This is a genomic window from Flavobacterium piscinae (assembly GCF_004122145.1).
Lineage (GTDB): Bacteria > Bacteroidota > Bacteroidia > Flavobacteriales > Flavobacteriaceae > Flavobacterium > Flavobacterium piscinae.
On record NZ_SBKQ01000002.1, the window covers coordinates 140,055 to 153,301 of the forward strand.

The 13,247-nt window shown below is 31.9% G+C and carries 7 protein-coding genes; 2 read left to right on the forward strand and 5 right to left on the reverse strand.

From position 1 onward, the window contains the following. Positions 1-8 precede the first annotated feature (8 nt). Positions 9-6,533, forward strand: coding sequence for an alpha-2-macroglobulin family protein (locus EQG68_RS02165; RefSeq protein WP_129463142.1), 6,525 nt, complete (start codon positions 9-11; stop codon positions 6,531-6,533). 72 nt (positions 6,534-6,605) lie between these two features. On the opposite strand, the gene EQG68_RS02170 is transcribed toward EQG68_RS02165, so the two are convergent. From EQG68_RS02170 to hpt, 5 genes are all read right to left on the reverse strand, one after another. After that, on the reverse strand, positions 6,606-8,753 hold the full coding sequence (locus tag EQG68_RS02170; RefSeq protein ID WP_129463143.1) for a S46 family peptidase: 2,148 nt from the start codon (positions 8,751-8,753) through the stop codon (positions 6,606-6,608). A gap of 165 nt (positions 8,754-8,918) precedes the next feature. Further along, entirely contained in the window at positions 8,919-9,923 is a 1,005-nt protein-coding gene (gene obgE / locus EQG68_RS02175; RefSeq protein WP_129463144.1) for a GTPase ObgE, read from the reverse strand. A gap of 87 nt (positions 9,924-10,010) precedes the next feature. Continuing rightward, complete coding sequence (locus tag EQG68_RS02180) at positions 10,011-11,234, reverse strand: hemolysin family protein (RefSeq protein ID WP_246011620.1); 1,224 nt, start codon at positions 11,232-11,234, stop codon at positions 10,011-10,013. A gap of 168 nt (positions 11,235-11,402) precedes the next feature. Continuing rightward, entirely contained in the window at positions 11,403-11,978 is a 576-nt protein-coding gene (locus EQG68_RS02185; RefSeq protein WP_129463146.1) for an adenylate kinase, read from the reverse strand. Positions 11,979-12,070: 92 nt separating this feature from the next. Then, positions 12,071-12,601: a hypoxanthine phosphoribosyltransferase gene (hpt, locus tag EQG68_RS02190; RefSeq protein WP_129463147.1), complete on the reverse strand. Its 531-nt coding sequence runs from the start codon at positions 12,599-12,601 to the stop codon at positions 12,071-12,073. A gap of 93 nt (positions 12,602-12,694) precedes the next feature. Between hpt and EQG68_RS02195 the strand changes: the two genes are divergently transcribed. After that, the gene (locus tag EQG68_RS02195; RefSeq protein ID WP_129463148.1) at positions 12,695-13,240 is read left to right on the forward strand and encodes a hypothetical protein; all 546 of its coding nucleotides are present in this window, start codon (positions 12,695-12,697) and stop codon (positions 13,238-13,240) included. The last annotated feature ends 7 nt before the right edge of the window (positions 13,241-13,247 follow it).

Consider the following 13,247-nt stretch of genomic DNA (forward strand, 5'->3'; position numbering starts at 1 on the left):
ATCACTTTATGCGTAAATCAATAACTCTTTACTTCCTTTTCATTTTATCCTTTTCATTTGGTCAACATTTTGACGAACAATGGAAAGAAGTTTACAAACATGAATTAGAAGGAAAAATCCAATCTGCTCAAAAAGAAGTTCAGGAAATTTATAAGAAAGCCAAAAAGAAAAAAGATGAAGTTCAAATCGTTAAATGCATTTTCTATTTGTCAAAATTTGAGCAAGTTTTTGATGAAAAAGCTCAATCGACGATTATTTCAAATTTAAGAAATGAAATTAAGGATGCTAAACCGGTTTCAAAAGCACTACTAAACTATATTTATGCTACTATTTTACAAGATTATTATGAACGCTATTCCTATACTATTGATGAAAGAACGGCATTAGCCAATCAAAAAAGTACTGATTTTTTATCATGGACATCGATTGATTTTACTTCTGAAATTGATGAAAAAATGAATGCTTGTTTGCAAGATGAAAAACTTCTACGTGCTACACCGCTCGAATCTGTCAAAGAAATTTTTGAAATCTCACCCAGCACCGATGCTAAAAATTATAATTTATATGACTTTTTAGTTGAAAAAAGTATTGAATATTATAAACCAAAAATTAAAAGCTGGGATATTAGAAATATAAAAAACGAATCTGATTTATTTGAAAACCTTTACGCTCCATCAACCACTTTTATTGAATATAAATTATCAACATTAGTTAATGAAAATCTAAAAAGGTTACTTGGTATTTTACAAGAAAATGAACGTTACTACTTGTCTAATAACAAAGAAAAAGCGGATTTTGCATATTTTGAACGATTAAAATACGTTCACTCTATATATGGTGATAATTCTATTTATGTTAGTAAAATTAAACTTTTGGAAACCAAAACTACAAACTCCTTTTTAAAACAATCGTTAAGAGTTGAACGCATAAAAAACTACTTTAATCAAACCTCTAAATACACTAGTACCAATAAATATAAAGAAGCACTTGTATTAATTGATACGGTATTAAATACAAAAATAAATCTTAATGCTTTAGCAGAAGCTGAGTCGATTCAAAATCAAATACTAAGGAAATCCCTATCAATAAATTTACAAAAGATTACATATCCTAACCAAAATAATCGTGCGTTAGTTGATTTTAAAAATGTAGATTCGATTAAAATCAGTTACTATCGCTTTCCTGTGAAATTTAATTATTTAATTGATAATTCTCTTTATTATGACCGTGAAAGTAACCAAAGAAAAAACAGAGATTCCATAATTTTTGATTTTAAACTAAAAAACAAACCTGAAAAAAGCTATACGCTGAAATTACCTTCCAAAGGCGATTTTTTAAATTATTCAACAGAAATTCTATTAGAAAGAATGGATGTTGGTAATTACTTAATCTTTATGGAAACATTAAATGATACAATTGAAAATAAAATTGCATTTGCTTATGAAAACCTACAAGTAACAAACTTTTCAATTGTTGAAGATTTTGATGAAAAGAGTAATTCAATTTATATTTTGAATCGAAAAACCGGACAACCAATAAAAAATGTAAGTATAAAAAATGAGGATGAAACTATTTACACTAATAAAGAGGGCAAAGCTCAATTTAAACTAAAAACGCATATTAAAAATAAAGTTTATAATAATGATATTTTAATCATTAAAGAAAATGATACATTACTAAAAAAATACAATAGGAAATTTATTTATGATAAAGTTGATGAAGAGTACGAAAACTTTGATGCCAAAGTCATGGTTTATTTTGACCGTGCCATTTATCGTCCCGGACAAAAAATGTATTATAAAGGGGTTTTGATTCAAAATAAAGACAATGTAAAAAGTGTTGTCCCTTATGTAAGTGTTCGGGTTGAAATTAGTGATGTCAATGAAAACATTTTAAAAGAATTTGATGTTCAAACTAATGAATTCGGCTCTTTTTCCGGCGAATTTGATATTCCAAAAAATGTATTAACCGGCGATTTTTTTATCACTATAGATGAACCTGATGACTATGAAATTGATACAAAATACTACAAGAAAAAAGAAGGTGAACACAAATTTTGGGATTATGTAGATTTTTATGATGAACGTTTCAACTTTAAAGTTGAAGAATATAAAAGACCAACTTTTGAGGTAAAATTTGATGAAATCAAAGAGAATTATACGATTGGCGATACAGTGAAAGTTAGAGGAAATGCAAAGGCATTAGCAGGTAACAATTTGACTAATGCTAAAGTTGCTTACACGGTTTCAAAAAATACAACTTCAAAAGAAAGTTATTATTCAAGTGACGATGATTTTATAATTGCAGAAACGACTACCGATGAAAATGGAAATTTTAGCATTCACTTTCCTGCTGTAGAGGAAGATGTTTCTAATGACAGCATACTACTGATTAGATACACTATAAAAGCAGATGTTACTGACATTCAAGGAGAAACGAGAAGTGCTTCTAAATCTCTCCGAGTTGGAAAAGAAATGTTAGAATTAAAAATGATTTTAAAAGACAAACTATTTAAAGAAGATGAAAATAAATTAATCATTCAAAGTACCACTCTTAATAATCATCCTTTTGAGACTAAAGGAGAAATTAAACTATATGAAATACAAAAAAAGAGCTTTTTAAAAAATCGCCTTTTTGGATTTCCTGAGATTCAAATGCTCAATAGAAGTGAATTTGAAGAGCTTTATCCATACGAACCTTTTGACCAATCGGATACTGAAACAAAAGAAGTTCTGGTTAAGTCAATTTCTTTTGATACCAAAAAAAGTAAAGATGTTTCCTTGGATTTTTTAAAGTCATTTAAAACCGGATATTATAAAGTAATTGCAGAAGCGTTTGATAAAAAAAATAATCTTATTAAATCCGAAACTTATTTTATCCTTGACTCAAAAGAAAAACCTTACTCACATGACGAATTGTTTACTTTCAAAGATATTTCTAAATCAAATGATAATTTTTTTGAAATAGAAATTAAATCTGTGATTCCTGATTTATGGATAACTACTCGATATTATGATGATGATAATAACATAAAAAATGAGCAAGTAGCACAATTAAAAAACGGGAAAACAAGTTTTAAATTTAGTAAAAAAGCGGATTACAAATCCGATGTACATTTTCATTTTTCCACCATTTGGGAGAATACTTCAGATGAAAAGATACATACTATTAAAAAAGAAACCATTAAAAAAAGCTTAAATTTTGAAATCATTAGTTTACGCAATAAAATTGAACCCGGTAGTCTTGAAAATTGGTCTTTTAAAATTATTGATCAAAAATTAGAATCTGAGGTTTTAGCTAGTATGTATGATAGCTCTTTAGATCAGTTTGCAAAACAAAATTGGTCTTCCGTTTATTTTAGTGAATATGCAAATCAACCCTATTATCCGAAATTTCAATTTACAAATAACAGTTATAAAACATTTGAAAATTTTAAACGAGATTTTATATTTCAATCTCAATATAATAAAAACCCTCAAATCAATTGGTTTGGTTTTAACTTCAATGAGCCAAAAAATAGTCATGTTTTAAAAACCTACCTTACTAAAATTAAACCAATTACAGAAACACCTAAAAATGCGAAGTATGTATCAGGAATTGTCTTAGATGATTTTGGGTTACCGCTTCCGGGAGCTTCGATTGTAATTAAAGGCACAAACCGAGGAACTACAAGTGATTTCGACGGGAATTTTAGTATTGAAGCAGTTAAAGGTGAAATTTTAGCAGTTTATTATGTAGGAATGAAATCAGAGTTCGTTCATATTGAAAAAAATAAAAGTTATGAAATTATCTTGGAAACAGATGCAATGTTGGATGAAGTAGTTGTTGTTGGATATGGTTCAACAAAAAAAGAATTGTTAACCAGCAGTGTTTTATATGTCGAAGCATCAATTGAAACAATTTCAGATGAAAACGAAGAGATTTTAAAAACTCTACTAGGTCAAGCAAGTGGAGTTACTGTTTCTCCCGGTAATGGAAAACCAGGCGGCTCTTCCTTTATTAGAATAAGAGGAGTTGGTTCCTTAAACACTAGTAATGCACCGCTCTATGTGATTGACGGAGTGGTTGTTGAAAATTATGACCATGAATTGTATGTCTCTGATATTGCCAATATTAGTATTTTAAAAGATGCTGCGACCTCTGCATTATACGGTTCTAGAGCTGCTAGTGGTGTTGTAATCATCACGACTAAAAACACCTTAAAAGAATTAGCTCAAGTAAAAACCCGCACAAATTTTAACGAAACAGCCTTCTTTTATCCACATCTCAAAACAGATAGCGAAGGAAAATTTAGTTTTAATTTTACAAATCCGGAGTCATTAACAAGTTGGAAATTGCGTTTGTATGGTCATAATAAAAAAGCAGAATCCGGCTATTTTGAATCGACTATAATTTCCCAGAAAGATGTGATGGTTCAAACGAATATGCCACGATTTGTGCGTGAAAAAGATACCATTTCTATTTCTGCTAAAGTGGTAAACATGACCAACGAAACCAAATCCGGAATTGCTATGCTAATGCTATTTGATGCAACAAATATGAAAGCAATCGACAGCATCGCATTAAACACCAATAACACACGAAATTTCGATTGTAAACCAAAAGAAAGTGTTCCTATAACTTGGAAAGTTACTATTCCTGAAGGTTTGCAAGGTATTCAATATAAAATTGTAGCAAAATCGGGAAATTTTTCAGATGGTGAAGAAAATATTCTTCCTGTTTTGAGTAACAAAATTCTCGTTACCGAAAGTATTCCAATTTGGGTGAAAGGAAATTCGAAGAAAGAATATGTTTTTGAAAACTTAAAAAACAATACTTCAAAAACTTTAAAAAATCATCAATTTACGTTGGAATATACTTCCAATCCAAATTGGTTGGCATTGCAATCACTTCCTTATTTGATAGAATTTCAGCATGAATGTGCCGAGCAGACTTTTTCACGGTATTATGGAAATTTCATTGCCACAGAAATCATCAACAGTAATCAGAAAATTGCTAGTTTATTTGAATCATGGAAAAATAATCCAACATCTATTTCAAAATTGAATCAAAATGAAGAACTCAAATCCATTGTTTTAAATGAAACACCTTGGCTTTTGGATGCTGAAAGTGAAGAATTGAAAAACAAACGATTGGCTTTGCTCATGGATTTGAATACGATGAAAGAATCGCAAGAAAGTACATTCAAAAAGTTAGAAGAAAAACAATTATCTAGTGGGGCTTTTCCTTGGTTTGATGGTGGTGATGAAAATATGTTTATCACCCAACACATTATTGCCGGACTAGGCCATTTAGAAAAATTATTCCCCGAAAGTAGTTCTAAATTTAAAAAAATCACAACCAAAGCCATTCCAAATCTTGATGAAAATTTCATCAAAAACAGCACTTTAAAAAACGAACGCATTAATTATTATGCTTATTCCAATTTACATTATTTGTATGCAAGAAGTTTTTATTTGGAAAAAATGCCTACTTCAAAGAAAATTGACTCAATTATTAAAGTTCAAAAAATTGAATTTAAAGCAAATTGGTTACAGTATTCTTTATACAAAAAAGCACTTTTGGCTATAACGATGCATCGTTTTGGAGACAAAAAATTTGCTGAAAAAATCATTACTAATTTAAAAGAAACGGTTACAAGAAACAATGATTTTGGCATGTATTGGATTGAAAATAAAAACGGATATTATTGGTATCAATCGGCAATAGAAACACAAGCTTTGCTAATTGAAGCTTTTGTTGAAATTGAAAAAGATAAAAAACACATTGATGAAATGAAAGTTTGGTTACTCAAACAAAAGCAATTACAAAATTGGCCAACTACCAAAGCCACAACAGAAGCGGTTTATGCATTATTATTACAAGGAAGCGATTGGACAAATAGTAAAGACAACACCAAATTTAAAATTGGTAATGAAAAAGTGTTGACCAAAAAATTATCTGAAAATGAAAAAGAAGCCGAAACCGGTTATATCAAAATGAATTGGAATGCAAAGGAAATTACTAAAGAAATGGGTTCTATTTTGGTTGAAAACAAATCGTCGGTGGCTGGATTTGGTGGTTTGTATTGGCAATATTTTGAGAACTTGGAAAACATCAAATCAGACAGTACCGCTGTGTTATCCATTACAAAAAATGTATACAAAAAAGTGAAATCCTCCGCTGGAGATAAACTAGTTGAATTGAGTAAAGAAACATTAAAACCAGGTGATTTAATTACGATTAAATTAATTTTAAAAACTGAAAATGATCTGGAATTTGTTCACTTAAAAGATTTGAGAGCTTCGAGTTTTGAACCTGTTGATGTGATTTCTAAACATGAGTGGAAAGGTGGTTTAAGTTTTTACAGAAGTACAAAAGATGTTGCTACACACTTTTTCTTTGACACGATTAAGAAAGGAACTTATGTTTTAGAATATGATGTTCGTGTCAATCATTCCGGTAGTTTTGTTGGCGGAATTTCAACCTTGCAAAGTATGTATGCTCCTGAATTTTCTGCTCATTCCTTCAGTACAAAAGTAAAAATAGAGTAATCTCGAAATTCAATAATAAAAAAATCTGCTCCATTTCTGAAGCAGATTTTTTAATTGAATTAATAATAAACCTTATTTAACGATAGTTAACTCGTCAATAATGTGTTTTGCTCCGGCATATTTTTCGATAATGAATAATACAAATCGGATATCTACATTAATTGTTCTTTGTAAATTTTTGTCAAAAATAACATCTCCTGCCATCGCTTCAATGTTTCCGTCAAACGCTAATCCGATTAATTCTCCTTTTCCATTCAATACCGGAGAACCAGAATTTCCACCGGTAATATCATTATCTGAAAGGAAATTGACCGGCATATAACCCGCTTTGTCGGCATATTGACCAAAATCTTTTTTGTTGTACAAATCAATTAAAGGCTGTGATAAATCAAATTCAGGATCACCTGCTTTGTGTTTTTTCACCATACCTTCTAAAGTTGTATAGTTATTAATTTTGGCATCATTTCTTTTGTCTACCGGTAACGCTCTCACTTTTCCATAGGTTAAACGCAATGTAGAGTTAGCATCCGGATATAAAATCGGGCTTAATTTTGATTCCCTCAAACCAGCCACTAATTTTCTGAAACCGGCTTGGTATTTTTCCTCAGCAGCTTTCAACTCATCAGACTTTTTATTGTAATGATCTAGCAAATCGGAAGACAATTTGTACAATGGATCATTTTTAATCAATTCTTCATTTGGTAATTCTAAAAAAGCTAACAATCGTTCTTTAGATGAGAAGATACTTAAATCGATTGCATTTGCTGCATAACTTTCAAAATTGGTGTTATCCTTTACCAAGGCTTCTACACTAGGAGCCAACATATATCCTTTAGCTTTGGCAGCATATAAACCTAATTGCCCAGCCAAGACATCTTTTTCAGCAGGAATGTACAAACTTTCAAAAGTACCTTCAATCATTTCTACTAAACGAGCTTTCATTTGAGTTCTCTCATTGGCCTGTGCTTTGGCATAATTAGTTAATTGATTACCCATTCGAGCAGGCATAACTCCAAAAGCAGAACCACGTAACATAGTCATTAAATAATTATCGTGTTTTGCTTTTTCGTTAGTTAGTGCATAATAGGCATTAATGTCTTTGATTACATTTCCATATTGTTCTTTATTGGCTTTTTTATTGGCCCAAGCATCAAATTTTTTCTCTACTTTTCGTTTTGAATCAGCTGTTTTAAATTTAGATAATGCATCAATCATTCCTTGTCTATTCTTCCAATAATTTGCAATTTGTGCATATTTTGATGCATATTGTAAACGGACAGCATCATCTTTATCCATGTGCGTTTTCATTTTGTCCATTGACATTTTTGAACCTTCCACCCAAGCCGGATAAGCAAATTTTACGTTTTGCTCGATCCCTTCTGCCGGCATCCAACGGTTAGTGCGTCCCGGATAACCTAATATCATGGCAAAATCATTTTCCTGAACTCCTTTTAAACTGATTGGCAAATGGTGTTTCGGTTTTAAAGGCACATTGTTTTCTGAGTATTCAGCCGGATTACCGTTAGCATCAGCATACACTCTGAATAATGAAAAATCTCCGGTATGACGAGGCCATTCCCAATTGTCTGTATCACCACCAAATTTTCCGATACTTTCAGTTGGTGTTCCTACCAAACGAACATCTTTATAATCTTCATAAACAAAATAGTAATATTCATTTCCTTGAAAAAACGAACGTACAGAAACCGTATACTTTCCACCGCCATCGTTTTCTTTTTGAATTTTTGAGATTTCTTTATTGATAATCGCTTCACGTTCAGCCTCAGTCATTTTATCATTTACCAAACTTAAAATTCTTTTCGATACATCATCCATACGAACGAAGAAACGAACATATAAACTCTTTGGTTTTAATTCGGCTTTGCGGTTTTGAGCCCAAAATCCGTCACGTAAATAATTACTTTCCGGTGAAGATAACTCAGCAATCGCATCATAACCACAGTGATGATTGGTTAACACCAAACCGTCTTTGGAAATCATTTCAGCTGTACAACCGCCATTGAACTGAACAATTGCATCTTTTAAACTGGAATTGTTGATGCTGTAAATTTCTTCAGCCGTTAATTGCAATCCCATTTTTTGCATATCACGATGGTTTAGACGTTGAATATGCATTAAAAACCACATTCCTTCGTTAGCAAAAACTGTTGCCGGAGCAAAGGCAATTAATGCTACAAAACTTAAAATAATTTTTTTCATTTTTTGATTCATTTTTACTGTTTGCGAATATACTTTTTTTTGTGTTTTCACCCTTGTTTTTTGACTTAAAAACTACAACGTTATCGTATTTTTTAACTTAATTTTTAGAATTCCATAAAAAAAGCACCCTATTAAGGATGCTTTTGTAAGAAATATTTAATTTTATTATTCTTCATTTAACATTTTCCAAAGCATATCTTTCAATTCTTGTAAACCTTGTTGAGCAACCGAAGATATAAAATGATACTTCACTCCTTTGAACTCTTTTTTCATTTGTTTTTCGAGTTCAGCTTTTAGCTCATCATCTAACATATCACATTTAGAAACCACTAAAATTCGGTCTTTATCTAACATTTCCGGATTGTATCGTCGAAGCTCATCCAACAAAATTTCGTATTCTTTTTTAATATCCGCTGCATCTGCTGGAACTAAAAACAATAAAATAGAATTCCGTTCAATGTGACGCAAAAAGTAATGCCCTAATCCTTTTCCTTCGGCAGCTCCTTCAATAATTCCGGGAATATCTGCCATTACAAACGATTGAAAATCGCGGTAAGCTACAATTCCTAAGTTTGGTTTTAAAGTGGTAAACGGATAATCAGCAATTTTGGGTTTTGCGGAAGTCATGACTGAAAGTAAAGTTGATTTTCCTGCGTTTGGAAAACCGACTAATCCAACATCGGCCAATACCTTTAATTCTATAATAATATCGACTTCTTTCACCGGCATACCGGGTTGAGCATAGCGAGGCGTTTGATTAGTTGCTGAACGAAAATGCCAGTTGCCTAAACCGCCTTTTCCACCTTCGGCTACAATTTTTACCTCATCATGCTCAGTGATTTCAAACAAAATTTCTCCGGTTTCCTGATCACGAACAACGGTACCCAGTGGCACTTCAACAAATTTATCCTCACCATCGTGACCCGTACTTCTTGAACTTCCGCCATCGCCACCATGTCCGGCACGAATGTGTTTCACAAATTTAAGGTGGAAAAGCGTCCATAAATTTTTATTCCCTTTCAAATATACATGACCGCCACGACCACCGTCACCACCATCTGGACCACCTTTTTCAATGAATTTTTCCCGGTGAAGATGTGAAGAACCCTTCCCTCCTTTTCCGGATGAAACATATATTTTTACGTAGTCTACAAAATTTCCTTCTGTCATAGTTTTGTTTTCTGTTGTCGGTTGACAGTTATCTGGAAATAAGTTTAATCAATTACTTACTGATTACTGCCAACTGATAACTATTTTTTATTCTTTTAAATTTTTGATTAGAATTTTATCAATCTTCACTCCATCCATATCAATCACTTCAAATTCCAATTTGTTCCAAATTAATTTTTGTCCTTGTTTGGGAATATCGCCTAATTCTGTTATCATGAAACCACTCACAGTAGTCACTTCATAATCATTAATGTGCTCATCCATGTCAAAATAAGTAAGAAAATCATGTAATGAATAATGACCGTCAACCAACCAAGAACCATCTTCTCTAACTACCAATTGAAATTCTTCTTCATAAAAATCAGACGCATTTCCAACTAAAGCTTCCAAAATATCATTTAACGTAATTATTCCTTGAAAAACGCCATGCTCATCAACTACTAAAGCATAATGAACTCTGGATTTTTTAAACATTTCCAGAGCTTTGTATGCTGAAGTATGTTCAATAAAATAAACCGGTTCTTTGATCATTGATTTTAAATCGAAACTGCCTTTTTCAAAATTCAAAAACAATTCTTTTAACGAAACGATTCCAATGATTTCATCTAAATTTTCATGACAAACCGGGTAAAAAGAATGTAAATCATTCAATACTTTATTTTTCAACTCTTCAGGCGAATCATCCAATGATAAATAATCAACCGATTTTCGATGGGTCATGAGCGAATTTACTTTTCTGTCGCCTATGTGGAAAACTCGTTCCACAATATCTTGTTCAATTTCCTGAACTTCACCCACTTCGGTCCCTTCTTTGATAATGGCTTTGATTTCTTCTTCCGTTACTTTTCCATCAGCTGTGGGTTTGATGCGAAATACATCCAAAATAAATTCCGTTGAAATAGTTAAAAGCCAAATGAACGGAGCGGTTATCTTTGAAACAATTTTCATCGGGACAGCGACTGCTTTTGCAATTGCTTCCGGATAATTTAAACCAATTCGTTTAGGAACTAATTCTCCCAAAACAAGTGAAAAGAAAGTTAAAATTACGACCACAATTCCCACTGCAATTGAATCGGCATATGGTTTTAGCATTTCAAATCCGGCTACAAAATTTTGAACATCAGTGGTAATTTTATCCCCGGAATAAATACCGGTTAAAATACCAATCAGTGTTATTCCGATTTGAACAGTCGATAAAAACTTATTGGGTGAATTGGCTAGATCCAATGCAACTTTAGCGGCAGGATTCCCTTTTTTGGCAGCGGTTTCCAAACGATTTTTTCGTGCAGAGATTAACGCAATTTCCGACATCGAAAAAACACCATTTAATAGAATTAAAAATAAAATAATTATAATTTCCATTTGTCTATTTTAGCAAAAAAAGAGCAACATTTCCGTAAAACCGGGTGTAGCTCCTTTTAATTTTGCAAATATCTAAAAAAAACGGCACTTTTTAGTGCTTTTTCAGATAAATAAGATTTATTTCAAGTTATCGAACACCAAATTCAAACGTTCGGTTACCTCAGCAATTGTTCCAATTCCATTTACAGCATGAAATTTATCTTGCTTTTTGTAATATTCCATTAATGGAGCTGTTTTTTCGTTGTATTCTTGGTAACGATTTCTGATTTTTTCCTCGTCTTGATCGTCTGGTCTTCCGGAGGTTTTTCCTCTTTCTAATAAACGTTGCACTAAAATTTCATCATCAGCTTCCAAGGCAACTGTAGCAGTTATTTCTTGATTTTTTGTAGCTAAAAAAGCATCCAATGCTTCTGCTTGAGCAATAGTTCTCGGAAACCCATCAAATAAAAAACCGGCAGAATCTGGATTTTTATCTACTTCGCTTTGTAACATTTGAATGGTCACTTCATCCGGCACTAAATCGCCTTTATCCATAAATGTTTTGGCTAATTTACCTAAATCAGTATCATTTTTAATATTGAAACGAAAGATATCTCCGGTAGATAAATGCGTTAAATTGTATTTCTCTTTTAAAAATTCAGCTTGTGTGCCTTTTCCTGCACCCGGTTTTCCGAAAAGAACGATGTTAATCATAAAAATTTATTTGCTTGTTGATTGCTAATTGTTGATTTTTGAATTTGTTGTACTTCAAAATTCAATATTCGTTAATCTTAATTCGTTAATAATTACTCTGCAAGTTGATAAACGTCCGGTAAATTTCGACCTAAACCGTCGTAATCCAGTCCGTATCCCACTATGAATTTGTTTGGAATTCGAATACCTACATAATCAATCTTGATTTCTTTTTTATAGGCATCAGGTTTCAAAAACAAAGTGGCGATTTTGAGATGCTTTACCTTTTTTTCTTTAAAAATGGCTTTTAGTTCTTCGATTGTATTACCGGTATCGATGATATCTTCCACAATAACAACTGTTTTTCCTTCCAAACTTTCATTTAAACCAATCAATTGTTTGACGTGATTTGTGCTTTGAGTCCCTTCATAAGAGGACATTTTCACAAAATTAACTTCACACATACCTCGGTATTTTTTCATCAAATCAGATAATACCATAAAAGCTCCGTTCAAAACGCCAACAAAAACCGGTACTTCATCAAAAAAATCATCATCCATTTGCTTTGCCAAATTGGAGATGGCAAAGTCAATTTCTTCTGATGAAATAAAAGGTTCAAATGTTTTATCGTGAAGATGTATCATGTTGTGTTTTTTAGTAAGCTGCAAATTTAAGGAAGTCCTGAGTATTAAGAAGTAAGAAAAGTAACTTTTTTGCAAAATTGATATATTTACCAAATGAAATCGAAATTGTATCAAAAAATTGAAGCCGGAACAGCTCATGTAAAAAGTAGAGTTACGATTAGTAATCTAGCGATGAAGAGCGATGAAAATTTACAGGAGCTCATTGAAATAGCTTTTGACATTCACCATGAATTGCATGTAAAAGCTTTTTGGAGTTTGGATTTGGTGGGTGAAAAAAAATTGAAATTACTTGTTCCTTATTTGGACGCATTTTGTGAAGTTTTACCTAAAATAAAAAATGACTCTTCTTTACGTCCTGCCACCAGAATAGCGATGTTTTTAGCGAAAAGCAATCATCGAAAAAATGGTATAAAATTATCGCAAGAACAAGAACATATCTTGATTGAAGCCTTAATTGACCGATTGATTCAAGATGAAAAGGTGGCAGCCAAAGCCTATGCTATGAAAGCCTTATTCGTTTTTGGAAAAAAATATAACTGGATTTACGAAGAATTAAAACCTATTTTAAGTCAGGATTATTCAAATCATTCTGCCGGGTATAAAGCGGCGGCTAAGAATATTTTGAAACGACTGAAATAACTTTTCA